The sequence below is a fragment of the Streptomyces sp. NPDC090022 genome (assembly GCF_044748145.1).
Classification (GTDB): domain Bacteria; phylum Actinomycetota; class Actinomycetes; order Streptomycetales; family Streptomycetaceae; genus Streptomyces.
This window is the reverse complement of the sequence record NZ_JBIVFN010000003.1, coordinates 397,003-414,035: the sequence shown is the minus strand read 5'-3', so window position 1 is coordinate 414,035 and position 17,033 is coordinate 397,003. Positions and strand designations below refer to the sequence as shown.

Sequence of the window (17,033 nt, the reverse complement as noted above, 5' to 3'; positions counted from 1 at the left end):
TCCTGCGAGGCTGCGGACGTGAACCCACGCACCACCCCCACCGCACCGGCCCGCCCGGCCCCCGCCCGCCGCGCCGCCGGGACGGCGGCGGCCTGCGCCCTGCTCGCCGCCCTCACCACCGCGCTCGTCCTCACCATCCGCCACCACGGCTTCGTGGCCGGGCCCGTCGGGCTGTCCTGGTGGTACGCGGGCTGCTGGGCGCTGTTCGCGGGCGCGCTGCTGGCGCTGCGCCGGGTGCCGGCCGCCCGCGTCGTACCGCTGGTGCTGGCGGGCGCGGTGGCGGTGACGGCGACGGGGCTGGTGGCCCCGCCCCGGACCAGCACCGACGCGTACCGCTACGCCTGGGACGGCCGGGTGCAGTCGGCCGGGATCTCCCCGTACGACCACGCTCCGCGGGACCCGGAGCTGGCGCGGCTGCGCGACGCGTGGCTGTTCCCCACGGGCGCGGCCTGTGCCGGCCCGGACCGGGCGCCGGTCCCGCCCGCCGCGGGGACCCCGAGCACCCGGCCGCACTGCACGCGGATCAACCGGCCCGCCGTGCACACCATCTACCCGCCGGTCGCGGAGGCGTACTTCCTGCTGGTGGACGTGGTCTCGCCCGAGGGCGCCCGGCACAAGCCGCTCCAGACCGGCGCCGCCCTGCTGTGCCTCGGGGTCACGGGCGCGGCTCTGCTGGTCCTGCGCCGGCGGGGCGCCGATCCGCGCCGGGCCGCGTACTGGGCATGGTGCCCGGCGGTCCCCGTCGAGGCGGTGAACAACGCGCACATCGACGTGCTGGGGGTCCTGCTGGCCGTGGCCGGGCTCGGGCTGGTCGCCGCCCGCGGCACCGGGCGCCGGATGGCGGGCGGGCTGGTCCTGGGGGCGGCCGTCGCCACCAAGCTGATGCCGGCGATCGTGCTGCCGGGTGCGCTGTCGGGGGTGCGGCGGGTGCGCGACGCGGCCGCCGTGCTGCTGCCCGCCGCCGCCTTCACGGCGCTCGCCTACCTGCCGTACGTCCTGCTCTCGGACGGCTCCGTCCTCGGCTATCTCGGCGGCTACGTCGAGGAGGAGGGGTACGAGGATCCGTCCGCCGGCTCCCGGTACGCGCTGCTGCGGCTGGTGCTGCCGGACTCCTGGGCGCCGCCGGTGCTGCTCGCCGTGCTGGCCGGGGTCTGCCTGTACGTCCTGCGGCGCGGGGATCCGGGCCGGCCCTGGAGCGGGGCGCTGCTGGTGACGGGCTGGGCGTTCCTCCTGCTGACGCCGGGCTACTCGTGGTACGCGCTGCTGCTCGTCGCCCTGGTGGCGCTGGACGGCCGGTGGGAGTGGCTGGGCGTGGCGGTCGCGGGCGCGGCGGTGTACGTGACCGGTCAGGCCTTCGGTTCGCGCGCCGGCGTGAGCACGGTGGCGTACGGCGCGGCCGCCCTCCTGGTCCTGGCGGTCACCGCGGTCCGGCATCGCCGCCGTACCGGCCGGGGCCGGGCGGCGCCGGCCGGGGCCGGGGCTACGGCTTCCGACCGGACTCCGCGGTCTCGCTGACCGCCAGCGCGAAGGCCTCCGCCGGCGCGGAGGGGTGCGCGCGGTGGCGTACGAGGCCCAGTTCGGACGCCGGCAGCCCGCGCACCGGGACGAAGGCCAACCAGTCGCGGCCGGCGTGGTGATCGGCCGTGGACCGGCAGAGCAGCATGGCGCCGAGGCCGGCCGCCGCCAGGCTGAGACCTTCCTCGAGGGTGTTGACGCGGGGCCCGGCCGGGACCGGGAGGCCGCCCGGGGTCAGGCCGGGGGCCTGGGCGCGGACGGCGCGGGGGCCTCCGCGGTGATGTGGCTGGGCGGCGCCCTCGCCGCGGCCGCCCTGGGGCGGGCGCCGGCGTCGGGGCGCCTGTGAGCCCTGGCGGCCCGGCGGTGCCGGTTCTGGCAAGCTGCGGTGCATGACCGCGCCGCAGCCCGTCGATTTCGCGCAGCTCACCCGCCCCCGGGACCTGACCGCCCCGCTGCGGGCCCAGCTCGTCGACTGCTGGGTCCAGGTGATCAACACCGGCGGCGCCGTCATCCCCCGGGGGCTCCCCATGCCGCCGGTGCATGCCGGCCAGGCAGACCCGGTCTTCGGGCTGCTCGTCGACGAACTCGATCCGTACCGGGCCCGGATGCTGGTCGCCACCGTCGGGGGGCGGCTCGCCGGGTGGCTGGTCGTGCGGCGCGATCCGCATCCGCTCGTCGCCCACTGCGGCGCCGTCAACCACGTGATGACCCACCCCGGCTTCCGCGGCCGCGGGATCGGTGCGGCGCTGATGGGCCGGGTGCGTGAGCTCGCCCGGCGGGACATGGGGCTGGAACAGCTGCACATCGCCGTCCGGGCCGGACTGGGTCTCGAGGAGTTCTACGCCCGGCTGGGCTGGCGCGAGATCGGACGCTGGCCCGGCGGGCTGCGGGTCGCGCCCGGCGACGACCGCGACGAGATCCTCATGCACGTCGCCCTCTGAGCCGCCGGGCCGGCCGGGCCCGCCGAGCCCGCCGAGCCGCCCCACTCCCCCTGACGAGGCCGTTTTTCGGTCATCTCGCCGCGTCGCGCGTCCCCGCCGGACGAGAAGGGCATAACCACGGCCGCGAGGGATATCGTCCTACGATCGGCGCGTGGGAGGAGCAGTTGGGATGGAGACCGGCCCCCTGTACCTGGAACCGCGGCTGGCACCACGGCTCGCCGCGCTGCTCGGCTCGGCCCCGTTCCTGCACATGCTCGTCGACGCGCTCGGCTCGCCCCTGAACGTCCTCGTGCCCGACCAGGTGGCCGAGAACACCGAGGGCTTCCGGGAGGTCTACCGCCGCCACCGGCTCGCAGGGCAGGTCTTCTTCGCACACAAGGCCAGCCGTTCCCGGTCCCTGCTGCGCCGGCTCACCACGACGGACGCCGCCGTGGACGTCGCCTCCGTCGGCGAACTCCAGCACGCCCTCGGGGCCGGGTTCACCGCGGACCGTGTCATGGCGACCGGCCCCAAGGATCCGGCGTTCCTGTGGCTCGCCGCGCGGTCGGGGGCGACCGTGAACGCCGACGGCCCCGGCGAGCTGGAGGCTCTGGCGGGCCTGGTGCGCCGTCACGGCCTGCCGCGCGCGCGGGTCCTGCTGCGCCTGTCCGACTTCGAGACGACGGGCCCGAAGGTGCTCTCCCGCAGGAGCCGCTTCGGTACGTCCGTCAAGGCCCTGGGCCCGCTGCTGGACCTCCTCGAACGCCACCGGGACCACCTCGACCCGGTCGGGGTCGCCTACCACCTCGACACCACCAGCGCCGACGAGAAGGCCGTCGCCCTCGAAGGCTGCCTGCGCGCCATGGACGATCTGCGGCTACGGGGGTTCCAGCCGCGCGCCGTGGACATCGGCGGCGGCTTCGGCGTCAGCTACCTCGCCCACGCCGCCCAGTGGGACCGCTACACAAGCGAGCTCACCGCCGCGGTGATGGGCCGCCGCCCGGCCCTGACCTGGGGTGGTCACGGCTACGGTCTGCACGCCGAGGGCGGGACGCTGCGCGGCGCGCTGAGCCTGTACCCCGCCCACCGCCCGGTCGCCGGCGCCGGCTACCTCGACGCCCTGCTGTCCCGGCCCGCCCCGGCGCTCGGCCGGCCGCTGGGCACCCTGCTGCTGGAGAGCCTGTGCGACCTGTACACGGAACCGGGGCGGGCCCTGGCCGACGGCTGCGGGCTGACGCTGGCCCGGGTGCTGGAGGTACGCCGTACCGACGCGGGCCCCGCCCTCGTCCGCCTGGCCATGAACGCGAGCGACGTCGGCCTGGAGGAGCACGGGATCCTGATGGACCCCGTACTGCTGCCCCGGGCCGGCGAAGGCGGCGGCCCGCGGGAGCCGGTCGCCGTCCACCTCATGGGCAACCTCTGCCTGGAGGCCGACCTGATCACCCGCAGAACGGTGTTCCTGCCGCGGCCGCCGCGCCCGGGCGACCTGCTCGCCTTCGCCAACACCGCCGGCTACTGCATGGACTTCGGCGCCACCCACGCCCAACAGCAGCCGCTGGCCCGCAAGGTGGCGGTCCGCGGGGAGCCGGGCGCCTGGCGCTGGTGCCTGGACGAGGAGTACTGGCCGATCAAGGAGTACTGGCCGGTCGAGGAGTACGGCACGATCACCGATTCGGGGGGACGGGCATGAGGTACGACAGCATCACCGAGGCCATCGGCAACACCCCGCTGGTCCGTATCGATCCGGCCGTCCACGGCCTGCGCCACATCGATCTGTACGCGAAGCTGGAGATGCTCAACCCGTTCGGATCCGTCAAGGACCGCGCCGCCTGGACCATGGCGCGCGACCGCCTGCCCGGCGCCCGGGAGCGCGGCGAGACGGTCGTCGAGCTGTCCAGCGGCAACACGGCCAAGGCGCTGGCCGTCATCGCCGGGATGCACGGGCTGCCGTTCAAGAGCGTCACCAACCGGATGCGCATCCCCGAGGTCAAGGACCTGCTCCTGCTGCTGGGCGCCGAGATCGAGGAACTGCCGGGCCGCGGCGAATGCCTGGACCCGACCGACACCGAGGACCCGCTGACCCTCTTCCACCAGCGGCTGAACCAGTCGGGGAGCGCCCACCTCCACACCGACCAGTACTTCAACGCGCTCAACACCGAGGCGCACGCGTCGGGCACCGGCCCGGAGATCGTGGCGGACCTGGACGGCCGGGTGCCGGACTGGTTCCTCGCCTGCGTGGGCACGGCCGGTTCCTCCAGCGGGGTGGCCCGGGCCCTGCGCGCCCACGATCCGGCCGTACGGGTGATCGGTCTGGTGGGCGAGAAGTCGGACTTCATTCCCGGCATCCGCACCATCGACGAGGTCCACGAGGTCGGCCTCTTCGACCCGGCCACCTACGACACGATCGAGTCGGTCGGCTCCGACGACGCCATCGACGGCATGCTCACGCTGATCCGGCGCTGCGGGATCCTCGCCGGGCCCACCGGAGGCGCCGCGTACCAAGGAGCGGTACGCCATCTGCGGCCGCTCGACGACGAGTCGACCGGGCCCGGGCGCAGGACGGCGGTCTTCATCGTGTGCGACCGGGTGGAGAGCTACCTCGGGTACGTCAAAGAGCGCCGCCCGGAGCTGCTGGGCCGCCCGCCCGCGCGGAACTCCGTGACGACCCTGACCGCCGCCGAGGTGCGTGCGGCGCAGGTCATCGACGTGGCCGACGCGCGCAAGTGGCTGGCGGCCGAGCACCCGCTGGTGATCGACCTGCGCAGTTCCTTCGCGTACGCCGCGCTGCACATCGACGGATCGGTGAACATCGTGGACGAGCTGTTCGACGAACTCCTGCGGGGCGGGCTGCCGTTCGGCAAGCGGCGGCCGGTGCTGCTGGCGTGCCCGGTCGGCGAGCAGTCTGCGCGCTACGCCGCCCTGCTGACCCGGATGGGACATCCCGACGTCCGCAGCCTCGCGGGCGGGATCATCGCGTGGCGGGACGCGGGCGCGCCGCTGGTGCGTGACTGACATGGCCGAGCCGCTGGAGGAGTTGCGTTCCTGGCAGCGTCCGCTGCGCGCCCAGTTCCCGATCATCGCGGCGGGTCCGGGGCCGGCCTACCTGGACAGCGCCGCGACCGCGCAGAAGCCGCGGGCCGTGCTGGACGCCGTCCAGCACTACCTCACCACCACGAACGCCAACGCGGGCCGCGGCTCGTACCCGTGGGCCAACGCGACGACGGCCGCGGTGGAGCGGGCGGGGACCCGTGTGAAGGAGTTCCTGGGCGACCCCGAACCGGACCGGTCGTCGGTGCACTTCACCAGCGGGGCCTCCCAGGGGCTGCGGACCGTCGCCCTGGACTGGCTGGCGGAGCTGCTCGGCGACGGGGACGAGATCGTCGTCCCGTTCGCCGACCACGAGGCGAACCTGGCGCCGTGGCTGGAGGTCCGGGAGCTGCTGGCCCGGCAGGGGGTGCGGATCGTGGTCCGGGAGCTGCCGTACCAGGACGGTTCCGGCGACTACGACCCGGTGGCGCTCGCCGCCGTGGTCGGCCCGCGCACCCGTTTCGTGGCGGCCACCCACGTGCACCACGTGTACGGCGCCGACATGAACGTGCACCGGGTCCGCGAGGTCGTCGGCCCGGACGTCCCGATCTGCCTCGACGCGGCCCAGAGCGTCGGCCACGTGCCGTTCTCGGTCGCCGGACTCGACGTGGACTTCGTGGTGTTCTCCGGGCACAAGGCCCTGGCGCTGCCGGGGACGGGTGCGGTCTGGGCCCGGGGCCGGCGGGGGCCGCGGCTGCGGCCCGGCGGCTGGGCCGGTACGCCGAACACGGCCGGCATCGTCAGCCTCTCCGCCGCCCTCGACTGGCTCGACGCGGCCGGCACGGACCGGATCGAGGCGTGGACGGTGGCCCTGGCGGCCCGGCTGACGGACGGCCTGAGCCGGCTGGAGTCCTACGAGGTCCTGGGCTGCCGCTCCAGCCTCGCGGCCGGGTCCGCGGTGCAGCGGCGCCGGAGCATCGTGGCGTTCCGGCACCACCGGATCGCGTCGCGCGATCTCGGGTTCATCCTCTACAGCCACGGGTTCATGGTCCGCTCCGACAGCCACTGCCAGGCGGGCGCCGGGGCGGGGGACGGGTCGGTGCGGGTGAGCGTACACGTGTACAACACCGTCGAGGAGATCGAAGCGTTGCTCACCACCCTCGCCAGTCTGCAATGATTTTCATGTGGAGTTCAGGGCCGTGAGAACGGCAGAGGCGCGAGCGGACAGAAACATGAACGTGCATACGGTGGCGGCCACGCGCTGGGTGGAGCGCTGGGAGCGGCAGCAGCAGCGCTACGCGATCGACCGCGAGGAGCGGTTCACGGTCATCTCGGACGTGGTCGAACGCGTGACGACGGGCCACCCGGCCCCGCTCCTCCTCGACCTGGGCTGCGGGCCGGGCTCGCTCGCCGCCCGTCTGGCGCAACGGATGCCGGCGGCCGAGGTCGTCGGTGTCGACGCCGATCCGCTGCTGCTGGAGCTGGGGCGGGCGCACCACGGGTCGGCCCTGCGGCTGGCCGAGGCCTCGATCGGGGAGCCCGGCTGGCTCGACACGCTCGCTCTGGACCGCCCCGTGGACGCCGCCGTCTCGACGACGGCCCTGCACTACCTCGGTGCGGACGCCCTGCGGCGGACCTACCAGGAGCTGGCGCAGCGCATCCGGCCCGGCGGGGTCCTGGTCAACGGCGACCACCTGGAGCCGGACTCCCCCAAGGTCCACGAACTCGCCGTCGACATCGGCCGCCGCCGCGCGGAGCGCCAGCGGGCGCTGGCGTACGAGGACTGGGAGAGCTGGTGGACGGGGGTCCGGGCCGACCCCGAGCTGACGCCGCTCCTGGCCGCCGGGGACCGCGGCGCCCACCCGCGCTGCGAGGGCAACGACCTGACCCTCACGGACCACCTGACCCTGCTGCGCGAGGCGGGGTTCGAACACGTCGGCACGGTCTGGCAGTTCGGCAACAGCCACGTGGTGGTCGCGGTCCGCTGAGGCGACAGCCGGGCCCGCCGGCCTCGCACCCCTGACCCGGCCCCCCGGTCGCGCACCCCGCCCGGGCACCTGCTCCGGACGCCCCGTCACCCACCCCGTTCCGGCCCGTCGGCCCGCGTCCGGCGCTCCGGGGTGTCACCCTGGATGGCGACGGCGGGCCGCGGATCCGGCCCGGCGCGGCCCAGCGGTGGTGACAGCGGCACGGAGCGTGAACGATGGGGATGTCTACGAGCGAGGTCTTCGGCGCCCCGTGCTGGGTCAGCCTGATGGCCCGCGATCTTCAGGTGGCGCGGCGGTTCTACGGCGCCGTGCTCGGCTGGGACTTCCGGACCGATCCCCTGGACGAGGGATTCCTCGGCGCCGAGGTGGCGGGCGTGCCGGTCGCCGGGATGCGGGCGCTGGCCCCGGACCAGGCGGTTCCGGTGGCCTGGACCCCGTACTTCGCCGTCGATGACGCCGATGTCGCGGCCGACCGGATCCGGGAGCGCTGCGGCACCGTCGCGGTCGGGCCCGTCTCCTTCGCCTCCGGCGGCCGCGGCGCCCTGGCCGCCGACCGGGACGGCGCCGCCTTCGGCATCTGGGAGGGCACCGTCGAGGCCGACTGGCGCGTGGGCTCGGGGCACGCGCCGGCCTGGCTGGAGCTGCGTACCCGGGACGCCTTCGAAGCCGCGATCTTCTACGGCGAGGTGCTGGAGTGGGCCACCGGACGGCCCGGGGCCTGCGAGGTCTCGTACGAGGACGACCAGGTCGTCCTGCGCCAGGACGGCGAGCCCGTGGCGCGGCTGAACGGCGGGGCCGAGGACGCCGCCGCGCCCGCACCGCACGCCCGGCCCCGCTGGAACGTCCACTTCCGCGTCCCCGACCTGGACCGGGCCGTCGCCACCGCCGAGGCCTTCGGTGGCAGCGCGGTCTCGGCCGTCGCCTCGAACGACACCGAACGCTGGGTCACCCTGCGCGACCCCGAGCAGGCCCTGCTCACCCTGACCTCGCCGCGTCCGTAGGGTCCTCCCCGCCCCGCGGGGGCCGGATCCGGACAGTGGGCCGTAGACCGTGGGGGCCCGTCAGGGTGAACCGGACGTCTTGATCATCTCCGGCGAAAGGCCGCGCGGCCCACCGTGACCGGTTCACCCACGCACGCTCTGTTCTCCTTCGGCACGCTGCGGGACGAGCGCGTCCGGACCGCGCTCTTCGGACAGGGACGCGGCCCCGCGACGCCTGAGCGCCTCGGGGCCGCGTCCGTCACCGCGAGCCGGCGAGCCGGCGGGCCCGGCGGGGCGGCGGTGCCGCGGGCGGTGTCAGATGCTGTCGCGCTCGCTGCGCGGGGAGTCCTGGATCCGGCGGGCGCGCTCCTCGGCCTCGCTGAGCGCTTGCTTCGTCTTGCCCTTGGCCTGGTCCGCCTTGCCCTCGGCCTTCATCCGGTCGCTTCCGGTGACCTTGCCGACCGCCTCCTTGGCCTTGCCCTTGGCCTGGTCCATCTTGCCCTTGTCCGCCATGGCGAACTCCTTCGGTGGGGGAATACCGACGGGGTCAAACTAGGTGAAAGCCGACACCTGCGCGCGTCGGCCGCCGCCGGGCGCCCGCTACGGCCCGCCCTCCTCCGGCTCCTCGACGAGGTGCATGGCGGCCTCCTCGGCCGAGGCGGCCCCCGCGTCGATCCCCACGTCGTGCGCGATCAGGGAGTTCCCCTGCGGCCATGCGGCGGCCGGGGCCAGCCGTCCGGCGCGGGGGCCGCCCGCCTGCTCGGCCACGGGCTCGCCGTCGCCGTCCGCCAGGTCCCCGATGCCGTCCCCGGCCTGCGGTTCCTGGTCGGGCAGCTCCCGCGCGAGGCGTTCGTCGAGGCTCTCGCCCCGCTGTTGCGCCACACCGGTGGTGTCGTCCCCCGCCCGCGTATGGGGCCGCTCGGGTGGTGACCAGCCCTGGTCGAGCAGGGCGTCCGTACCGGGCTCGCCGAGGCAGTCGTCCATGTCGGGCTGCCGCTCGGAGGGCTCGTCCTCCGGCTGGGGCTGGTAGACGTCGTCGCCGCGCGCACTGGTCTCGCTCATGATCCGCTCCTTTAATCGCGGCGGTCGCCGGACGGCGCCGCACAGTCCCCCGGCGCCCCGTCCACAGGGCTCCTGCCCGGCCTGGACGACGTCATTCAGCCACGAGTCCGGGCCGGCGGCCACCGGCGCGGCGACCTACGGCTGCGCGAGGGCCCGCGGGTCCGCCGGGCGCGGGACGAAGACCGGGGAGTCCGACTGGTAGAAGAGGTCGATGTCGGCCTCCTCCCCGCCGACGATCAGGGTGTCCCAGGCGCCGCTCTCCCGCAGGGTGCGCAGGGTGGCCGGGGCGACCGGGGACAGGTGCGCGCGGAGTTCGGCGTCCGAAGGCAGGCCGGGCAGCCGGGATGCCAGACGTTCGCGGATCGCGGCCATCCGGTCCAGCAGCGCCTCGAGGTCGCCGCCGTCCGCGGCGTCGGCACCCGTACCGGCACCCGCACCCGCACCCGCACCCGCAGCCGCGACCGCGCCGCCGGGGACCCCGGCGGCGCCGGCGGCCGCGGCGGCACCGCGTGCCGCTTCCGCGCTGCGCGCGATGATGTCCTTGATGGCGCGGGTGACGCCCTGCTCGTCGGTGGTCACCATGGCGTTCCAGGCCCGGCTCTTGTGCCGGTACTGGAGCATGGACATCGCCGCTTCGTGCCGGATGAAGTCGGCGTCCCGCAGCGGCCTGCCCTGCCAGGCCCGGCTGAGCGAGCGGGCCAGCGACGTGGCGGAGGCGAGCCCGCTGTTGAGGCCCCGGCCCGGCCAGAAGTGGATGGCGTTGGCCGCGTCGCCGAGCAGGAAGCCGTACGTACCGGGGGTGGTCGCGGTCGGCCGGTGCAGCTGCGCGGTGAACCGCGGGCGCTGGACCATGTCCAGCCGGAAGGAGGTGATCGCGGACAGGTCGTCCTCGGCCACCCCGAACAGGCCGAGGCCCTGCCGGATCTCCTTCCACAGCGGCGAACTGCGCAGCAGGGCGGGCAGGAAGAGGGTGCCGTGGGTGGGGCAGCGGAACTCGTTGTCCTCCTCCTGGCGGCTCATCAGGCACGGGCGGGCGGCGATGCACTCCTCGAAGACCTGGCGGACCGGGTCGATGCCGATGACGCTCTTGGCCTCCTCCCGGGTGAGCCGCATGTTCAGGAAGCCCTCGCCGCGCAGCGAGTTCAGGAGGAACCGATTCTGCGACACGGTGAGCAGCACGCTCATCGGGTCCGGCAGCTTCGACTTGACCCGCAGGCCCAGGACGATGTCCTGGAGGTGCTCGCCGTCGAGGGAGTAGATCGAGGCGTCGGCGGCGCCGAAGCGGTCGGCGTAGTGCTCGCGGGTGCGGGAGCGGCCGCCCTCGCAGACGACCAGGACGTGCTCCTGGGTGAGCCGGCTCTGCTGTTCCGCCACGTCGAACCGGCGGGGGACGAGGCGGATCGCCGGCCGCCGGTTCGCCAGGTCGAGCAGCCGGTCCTCGATGTGGGCGATCCGGATGTTGCGCGGCGGGCGGCCGTCGACCGAGTCCGGTCCGACCGGCCACATCTCGGAGTACGCCGCCTCGTCGCCGAACAGTGCGCCGAGCACCTCCTCGGACAGGGCGAGGTACTGCCGGCTCTGGACGGTCACCACCTGCTGGCGGCGGAAGTTGCCCTGGGTCTCGTCCTTCCAGACGACCGCGGCGCCCTTCCTGGTCCAGCGTCCGTCGTAGACGGTGATGGCGGTCCGGCCGGGCAGCAGCTCGTCGAGCGCCAGGGCGAAGGCCAGGCCCACCGGGCCGCCGCCCGTGACGGTGACGCGCAGCGTGCCGGGGTCCGCGGCGGACGCCCGGGGGACGTCCAGGAGGGAGAGGTCCATGACCGTCTCCATGGCGTCCTGGCCCTCGTAGAGGAAGGTCTCGTCGCCGATGCGGATGCAGTCGTTCGGGCGGAGCACGTGCCGGGTGACGCGCTGCTCGTTGACGAACGTGCCGTTGCGGCTGTCCCGGTCGTAGAGGACGAACCCGGCGTCCTCCGCGAGGATCTCGGCGTGCAGCCGGGAGGCGCTGGGGCTGACGATGACGACGCCGTTGTCGCTCTTGCGCCCGAAACTGAGGGGCTCGTCGCCCAGAATCACGCTCTGCCCGGTGAAGGGACCCGTGCGCCCCACGATGACCGACGACACTCGACACTCCTCGATTGCGATGCGGCTGACTGCCCGTACGAGAGCAACACGTCATCGCGAACGTGTTCGGTTCAACCTTTTCTTGGAATGTCGTGCGCACCGTTGAACCGGGTGTCCGGCCGGCACGTGATGTACGCGTCGGCCGACGATTCAGAGGAGAACCGCCCCCATGCACAACGACGAATCCGAGACCGTGACGGAGGCCGCGCTCGCGGCCACCGGTGCGGCGACCGCACCGGGCACGGAGACGGCCGCCACCGTCGGGACGACCGCGGCCGCCTCCGCGGCCACGCCGGGTGCGGCGGGCGGGGAGCGGCTGATCGCGGGCCGCTACCGGCTGCTGTCCCGGCTCGGCGAAGGCGGGATGGGTACGGTGTGGCGGGCGCGCGACGAGACCCTGCACCGGGAGGTCGCGGTCAAGGAGGTACGGGCCCCGGCCGGCCTGCGGGCCGACGACATCGCGCGGATGTACAGCCGGCTGGAGCGCGAGGCGTGGGCGGCGGCCCGGATACCCGACCGCAACGTGGTGACGGTCCACGACGTGGTCCTGGAGGAGGGCCGGCCCTGGATCGTGATGGAGCTGGTCCGCGGCCGGTCGCTGGCCGATCTGCTGCGGGCCGAGGGCCCGCTCACCCCGCGGCACGCCGCGCGCATCGGCGCCGAGGTGCTGGGCGCGCTGCGCTCCGCCCATGCCGTCGGCGTGGAGCACCGGGACGTGAAGCCGGCGAACGTGCTGCTCGCCGAGGACGGGCGGGTGGTGCTCAGCGACTTCGGCATCGCGACGGTCGAGGGCAGCACCGCCCTGACCATGACGGGCGAGGTAGTCGGCTCCCCCGAGTACCTGCCGCCGGAGCGGGCGCTGGGCCGCCCCTCGGGCCCCGCGTCGGACCTGTGGTCCCTCGGCGTGATGCTGTACGCGGCCGTCGAGGGCATCTCCCCGTTCCGCCAGGACACGGCGCTGAGCACGCTGCGGGCCGTGGTGGACGAGGAGCCGCCGGAACCGACCCGGGCCGGCCCGCTCGCCCCGGTCATCGCCGGGCTGCTGCGCAAGGAGCCCGCGCAGCGGACCCCCGCCGCCGAGGTCGCCGCGGCCCTTCGGGAGATCGCCCACGAGCCGGACGCCACCACGGCCGCGGCCCGCGTCCTGCCGGAGCCGGCGCAGCCCGCGGAGTCCGCGGAGCCCGACACGGCGGCGACGCCCGCCACGGGACCGACGCCGGTGGCCGCGACGCCCACCCTGCCCGCGCCCGCCACACCCATGGCATCCGACGCACCCGTCACACCCGACGCACCGGCCGCGCCCGCCACGTCCACCACGCAGGCCACCCAGGCCACGCACACCGCGCAGGCCGCCCCCACGGCCCCCACCGTGGCCGCCGCCCCCAACCCGCCCGCCACGCCCGCCACGCCCGCCGCCCCGCACCGCAGGCGCCGTACGACGGCCCTCGTCGCCGCCGGCGCGGCCGCCTGCGTCCTGACCGCCGCCGCGGTGGTCTACGCCGTCACGCGCAACGGCGAGGACCCCGGCGCGGGTTCGGGCGTACGGGTCTCGGTGGCCGGCGCGAACACGACCTACACCGGCACCTGCCCTACCCCCGAGGGGCGGGCGCCCGCGTTCACGGCGACGTTCACCGCGCCCGAGCCGACCCTGATCTCCTACCGCTGGGTGTCCGGTGACGGCTCGGTGGTGGACCCGCACTGGCGCACCATGTCGATCGGGGACAAGGCCAACCCGACGGGGCACGACACCGTGCGCCTGACGACCTGGGCGAAGACCGGCACCCTGACCACCGGAATGGCCGTGGAACTCCAGAGCCCCACCCGCACCACCTCCAACCCGGTCCCCTTCTCCATCACCTGCACCGGATGATCCCGGCCGGACGGGACCGTGACGACGACCGGGGGCCCGGGCCCCTGGGCCGGGTCGGCCGGATCGCCGTACGGAGCGTGGAACACGGTGGAGACGGCGCCCTCCTCAGGGGCGCCGGTCGTACGGAACCGGCCCCGGATCAGGACGAAGCCGTCGACGTCGCGCAGGGGACGGTGGCCGGTGCGGGCAGGAAGAACAGCAACAGCAGCCGCCGCGACCACGATCCGGACGACCGGCTGTGCACGGTCAGCCGGGGCTCCTCGACGAACGGCCTCTCCCCCGAGGCTCTCTGCACGACAGTCACCCATGCCCCCCAGCACGCTTCCGTCCCGCCCGGACCGCAGCATCCATCGCCCGGTCGCCCCCCACGCTCCGGCCAATTGCCCATGATCAACTGCCCTTGAAACGTGAGGGGCTGAGGGAGATGCGACAGCTCCTAGGCGCGTCGTACCGAGCCCTCGACCGGCGAGCCCGCGCGCAGTTCCAGCCCGGGGCCGGTGAAGGCGGAGCGGAAGCGGCGGTCGTGCGAGACGGCGACCACCGCACCCGTGAACGCGGCGAGCGCCTCCTCCAGTTCCTCTACCAGCGTCGGCGACACGTGGTTGGTCGGCTCGTCCAGGACCAGCAGGCCCGCCGGCCGCGTCACGAGCCTGGCCAGCTCCAGCCGGCGGCGCTGGCCCGCCGACAGGGCGGCGACGGGCACGTGCAGGTCCTCCGCGCGGAACAGTCCGAGGGCGAGGAGTTCCTCCGCGTACTCCTCGGGGTCGCCGGGGCGCCCCGCCGCGAAGCCGTGCAGCAGCGGGTGCCGGGCGGGGTCGAAGGCGATCTCCTGCGGGAGGTAGCCCACGGAGGTGTGGCGCCGCACCGTTCCGCGGTCCGGCGTGATGTCGCCGGCCAGGACCCGCAACAGGGTCGACTTCCCGGCCCCGTTCGGGCCCGAGACCAGCAGTCGCGCCCCCGGCCGGATCGCGAGTTCCGGCAGCGACAGCCGGCCGTCGACCGCGATCTGGGCCAGTTCGGCCACGTACGGCGTGTCCTCGGGCAGCGGGGCGGCGGCGTCCCCGTCGATCCGCGCGGCGAACCGCAGCGGCTCCGGCGGCGCGGGTACCGGTTCCCGCAGCAGCTGGTCCAGCTGCCGCCGGGCCGCCCTGACCTGCCCGGACAGCTTGGCGTCGTGCGAGCGCCGGTGCTTGCCGAAGCCCTGGCGCGGGTCCTTGCCGGTGGTGGCCAGCCGCTGCCCGGCGGCATCGACGAGGCGCCGGGTACGGTCGAGCGCGTCGAGGTACTCCTGGTGGCGCTGCTCCCGGCCCCGGCGGGCGGCGGCCCGGGCGCCGCGGTAGCCGGCCCAGCCGTCCCCGTACCGCTTGACGGTCCGCAGATCGCCGTCCACCTCCAGCACGGTCGTGGCCACGGCCTCCAGGAACGCCCGGTCGTGGGTGACCACGACCAGCGTGCCGCGGTGCGCGCGCAGGTGTTCCGCCAGCCAGGTCACGGCGGGCTCGTCGAGGTGGTTGGTCGGCTCGTCCAGCAGCAGGAGTTCCGGGGCCGCGCCCAGTACGCAGGCCAGGGCGAGCCGGGACTGCTCCCCGCCGGAGAGCGAGCCGAGGGTCCGCCCCATGCCGATGTGCCCGATGCCGAGCGCGTGCCGGGCCGCTTCGGTGCGGGCGTCGGCCGTGTATCCCTCGCGGGCCTCGAACTCGCCGATCAGGTCGCCGTACGCGTCGAGCTCCGCGGGCCCGGCGGCGGCGAGCGCGGCCTCGGCGGCCCGGATGCGTTCCTCGAGGGCGCGCAGCTCGTGCAGTGCGGCGTCGACGGCGTCCTGGACCGTGCGCCGCGGCCCGAGGTCGAGGGTCTGCGCGAGGTGGCCGACGCCGCCCGGGAAGGAGACGGTGACCTGCCCGTGGTCGGGCCGCTCGGCTCCGGCGATCAGGCGCAGGAGGGTCGATTTGCCGGAGCCGTTCTCGCCGATGACGGCGGCCTTCTCGCCGGGCCGCAGGGTGAGGGAGACCTGGTCGAGCACGACGCGGTCGCCGTAGGCCTTGCTGACGCCGCTGAGGGCCAGCTGGGAGACGGGAGCGGTGGCGCTGGGACGCATGGGATTCCTAGGGGTACGTGGGCCTTCTTCCTGACGCGGGGAACGCCTGACGGGCGGCTCCGCGAGAGCCGCGTCCGTCCGGCGCACCGGGAATCAGAGGAAGAAGTAGTGCACGCACATGGGAACAGCCTACCGCGAACCGGACCGTCTCGTCTTCCAGCCGGCCAGGGAGGTGGCTAGACCAGCACGTTCTTGTAGAAGAGGCTGGAGCGCCGGTCGCCCTCCACACCGGTCGCGAAGCCGAGGAAGAGGCGGGCCTCGCCCGCGTCCGTGCGGTAGACCGCCAGGCCCTCGGGCTCGCGGTGGTGCAGCGTGGATCCGGCCTTGGTGAGGACCGGTCCCTGCTTCACGGTGCCCGTGTTGATGTCGATGCTGGTGACGTAGGAGTTGCCGTCACCCACGGGGGTGCCGGGCTCGGGGTAGGCATCGCCGGTCAGGTAGTACATGTACGAGCCGTAGAGGGTGTAGCCCTGGGGAGTTCCGGGGATCGCCGGCTGCGCGAAGTCGACCAGCGGCGTGCCGAAGTCCCTCGTCCGGAAGGCGGACAGGGGGTACACGGCGATGCGCTTGCCGGCACTGGTGTGGTAGCGCACGATCATGCGCTGGTGGACCGGGTCGACGGAACACGTGTACTCGGTGGCCCCGGAGATCGGCCGGTAGGCGGCCGAGGCCGCCGGAGAGGCCAGCGTGGTGTCGGCCTTGTAGGTGATGGGCGCCAGCGCCGTGCCGTACCCCTTGGTGTTCGCGGCGCACTCGATCCACAGCTCGGTGCCGGAACCGCTCGGCAGCGCGGCGAAGGCGACCCCGTGACCGAAGCCGTCGAGGTGCATGTACGAGAGGTAGTTCCCGTCGAAGTCCATCTTGTTGATGCACAGGTCGCCGTCGGCCTCGGAGCTCCCGCTCCGCTTGGTCGCCACGAACAGGAACTTGTTCTCCCAGTCGAAGGCGAAACTCTGCTGGACCCGCGCGCCGTGCGTGTCCTTGGACCGGAACAGGTCGTGCGACGGCTGCGAGAGGTCGAACCGCTTGGTGGCGGCCACCGCGGCGGAGGCGGACGACGCACCGACGCCGAGCCCGAGCGCCGCGAGCGAGGCGCCGGCGCCGGCGCGTATGAGGCCGCGGCGGGAGAGGGGGAAGCCGGAGGAGTGGTTCATGGGGGGACTCCAGAGCCATGGTTCGGATGCGGAACACGTGATGCTACGTGGCTCCGGCCGGGGTGACGGACCCGGCCCCGAGGGGCAGTTGGGTGTCCGACACGTACGGCCCGGACACGGGGTGCGATCCGGTGCACGCCGTGCGACGGGCGACGTGGAGGCCGTTGCGGGGATCCGGGTCGTCGGGTGCGGCTGTATACGGGCTTTGTGGCTGGTTATGATCGGCGCCTGTCGCTCGCGCGATCCTGCCCCGACGCATCCCGAGGACCGATGTCTCACATATCCGAAGGCACCCCAG

The 17,033-nt window shown here is 74.4% G+C and carries 15 protein-coding genes; 8 read left to right on the top strand and 7 right to left on the bottom strand.

Annotated elements, in window-relative coordinates; all coding sequences use genetic code 11:
* Positions 1–18 precede the first annotated feature (18 nt).
* A complete protein-coding gene (locus tag ACIPXB_RS09735) occupies positions 19–1,515 on the top strand; it encodes a glycosyltransferase 87 family protein (RefSeq protein WP_401446847.1) in 1,497 nt (498 codons plus the stop codon).
* On the opposite strand, the gene ACIPXB_RS09730 is transcribed toward ACIPXB_RS09735, so the two are convergent.
* Complete coding sequence (locus ACIPXB_RS09730; RefSeq protein ID WP_401446844.1) at positions 1,481–1,894, bottom strand: LysR substrate-binding domain-containing protein; 414 nt, start codon at positions 1,892–1,894, stop codon at positions 1,481–1,483. The genes ACIPXB_RS09735 and ACIPXB_RS09730 overlap by 35 nt on opposite strands.
* 10 nt (positions 1,895–1,904) lie before the next feature.
* Here ACIPXB_RS09730 and ACIPXB_RS09725 point away from each other — a divergent pair, with 10 nt between their 5' ends.
* The 6 genes from ACIPXB_RS09725 to ACIPXB_RS09700 all read left to right on the top strand — a co-directional run bounded on the left by ACIPXB_RS09725 (position 1,905) and on the right by ACIPXB_RS09700 (position 8,451).
* Positions 1,905–2,456 (top strand): GNAT family N-acetyltransferase, encoded by a 552-nt coding sequence (locus ACIPXB_RS09725; protein ID WP_401446842.1) that lies wholly within the window; start codon positions 1,905–1,907, stop codon positions 2,454–2,456.
* A 169-nt stretch (positions 2,457–2,625) separates the two neighbouring features.
* Positions 2,626–4,125: a Y4yA family PLP-dependent enzyme gene (locus ACIPXB_RS09720; RefSeq protein WP_401446839.1), complete on the top strand. Its 1,500-nt coding sequence runs from the start codon at positions 2,626–2,628 to the stop codon at positions 4,123–4,125.
* Entirely contained in the window at positions 4,122–5,447 is a 1,326-nt protein-coding gene (locus ACIPXB_RS09715; RefSeq protein WP_401446836.1) for a pyridoxal-phosphate dependent enzyme, read from the top strand. The genes ACIPXB_RS09720 and ACIPXB_RS09715 overlap by 4 nt, the downstream gene beginning before the upstream one ends.
* A 1-nt stretch (position 5,448) precedes the next feature.
* Positions 5,449–6,639, top strand: a complete 1,191-nt coding sequence (locus ACIPXB_RS09710) for an aminotransferase class V-fold PLP-dependent enzyme (RefSeq protein ID WP_401446833.1) — start codon at positions 5,449–5,451, stop codon at positions 6,637–6,639.
* A 55-nt stretch (positions 6,640–6,694) separates the two neighbouring features.
* Complete coding sequence (locus ACIPXB_RS09705) at positions 6,695–7,450, top strand: class I SAM-dependent methyltransferase (protein ID WP_401446831.1); 756 nt, start codon at positions 6,695–6,697, stop codon at positions 7,448–7,450.
* Positions 7,451–7,665: 215 nt separating this feature from the next.
* The gene (locus ACIPXB_RS09700; RefSeq protein WP_401446828.1) at positions 7,666–8,451 is read left to right on the top strand and encodes a VOC family protein; all 786 of its coding nucleotides are present in this window, start codon (positions 7,666–7,668) and stop codon (positions 8,449–8,451) included.
* 294 nt (positions 8,452–8,745) lie between these two features.
* Here ACIPXB_RS09700 and ACIPXB_RS09695 read toward each other — a convergent pair whose 3' ends face one another.
* The 3 genes from ACIPXB_RS09695 to ACIPXB_RS09685 form a co-directional block, all read right to left on the bottom strand.
* Positions 8,746–8,943, bottom strand: coding sequence for a CsbD family protein (locus tag ACIPXB_RS09695; RefSeq protein WP_401446826.1), 198 nt, complete (start codon positions 8,941–8,943; stop codon positions 8,746–8,748).
* 87 nt (positions 8,944–9,030) lie between these two features.
* Positions 9,031–9,492: a DUF5709 domain-containing protein gene (locus ACIPXB_RS09690; protein ID WP_401446824.1), complete on the bottom strand. Its 462-nt coding sequence runs from the start codon at positions 9,490–9,492 to the stop codon at positions 9,031–9,033.
* Between the two features lie 135 nt (positions 9,493–9,627).
* Positions 9,628–11,616: an FHA domain-containing protein gene (locus ACIPXB_RS09685; protein WP_401446821.1), complete on the bottom strand. Its 1,989-nt coding sequence runs from the start codon at positions 11,614–11,616 to the stop codon at positions 9,628–9,630.
* A gap of 364 nt (positions 11,617–11,980) precedes the next feature.
* On the opposite strand from ACIPXB_RS09685, the gene ACIPXB_RS09680 reads away from it, so the two are divergent.
* Positions 11,981–13,486 (top strand): protein kinase, encoded by a 1,506-nt coding sequence (locus tag ACIPXB_RS09680; protein ID WP_401447174.1) that lies wholly within the window; start codon positions 11,981–11,983, stop codon positions 13,484–13,486.
* A 139-nt stretch (positions 13,487–13,625) separates the two neighbouring features.
* Here the strand turns inward: ACIPXB_RS09680 and ACIPXB_RS09675 are convergent, their stop codons facing one another.
* From ACIPXB_RS09675 to ACIPXB_RS09665, 3 genes are all read right to left on the bottom strand, one after another.
* Entirely contained in the window at positions 13,626–13,781 is a 156-nt protein-coding gene (locus ACIPXB_RS09675) for a hypothetical protein (protein ID WP_401446819.1), read from the bottom strand.
* Positions 13,782–13,922: 141 nt separating this feature from the next.
* Positions 13,923–15,581: a ribosomal protection-like ABC-F family protein gene (abc-f, locus tag ACIPXB_RS09670; protein WP_401446816.1), complete on the bottom strand. Its 1,659-nt coding sequence runs from the start codon at positions 15,579–15,581 to the stop codon at positions 13,923–13,925.
* Between the two features lie 176 nt (positions 15,582–15,757).
* Complete coding sequence (locus ACIPXB_RS09665; protein ID WP_401446814.1) at positions 15,758–16,735, bottom strand: teichoic acid biosynthesis protein C; 978 nt, start codon at positions 16,733–16,735, stop codon at positions 15,758–15,760.
* Positions 16,736–17,033: the final 298 nt, after the last annotated feature.

What these genes read in the sequence shown, in the direction of transcription:
- abc-f (WP_401446816.1), bottom strand. Translation starts at nt 15,581, where the DNA reads ATGCGTCCCAGCGCCACCGCTCCCGTCTCCCAGCTGGCCCTCAGCGGC.
- ACIPXB_RS09715 (WP_401446836.1), top strand. Translation starts at nt 4,122, where the DNA reads ATGAGGTACGACAGCATCACCGAGGCCATCGGCAACACCCCGCTGGTC.
- ACIPXB_RS09680 (WP_401447174.1), top strand. Translation starts at nt 11,981, where the DNA reads ATGGGTACGGTGTGGCGGGCGCGCGACGAGACCCTGCACCGGGAGGTC.
- ACIPXB_RS09705 (WP_401446831.1), top strand. Translation starts at nt 6,695, where the DNA reads ATGAACGTGCATACGGTGGCGGCCACGCGCTGGGTGGAGCGCTGGGAG.
- ACIPXB_RS09665 (WP_401446814.1), bottom strand. Translation starts at nt 16,735, where the DNA reads ATGAACCACTCCTCCGGCTTCCCCCTCTCCCGCCGCGGCCTCATACGC.
- ACIPXB_RS09725 (WP_401446842.1), top strand. Translation starts at nt 1,905, where the DNA reads ATGACCGCGCCGCAGCCCGTCGATTTCGCGCAGCTCACCCGCCCCCGG.
- ACIPXB_RS09720 (WP_401446839.1), top strand. Translation starts at nt 2,626, where the DNA reads ATGGAGACCGGCCCCCTGTACCTGGAACCGCGGCTGGCACCACGGCTC.
- ACIPXB_RS09700 (WP_401446828.1), top strand. Translation starts at nt 7,666, where the DNA reads ATGGGGATGTCTACGAGCGAGGTCTTCGGCGCCCCGTGCTGGGTCAGC.
- ACIPXB_RS09690 (WP_401446824.1), bottom strand. Translation starts at nt 9,492, where the DNA reads ATGAGCGAGACCAGTGCGCGCGGCGACGACGTCTACCAGCCCCAGCCG.
- ACIPXB_RS09710 (WP_401446833.1), top strand. Translation starts at nt 5,449, where the DNA reads ATGGCCGAGCCGCTGGAGGAGTTGCGTTCCTGGCAGCGTCCGCTGCGC.
- ACIPXB_RS09695 (WP_401446826.1), bottom strand. Translation starts at nt 8,943, where the DNA reads ATGGCGGACAAGGGCAAGATGGACCAGGCCAAGGGCAAGGCCAAGGAG.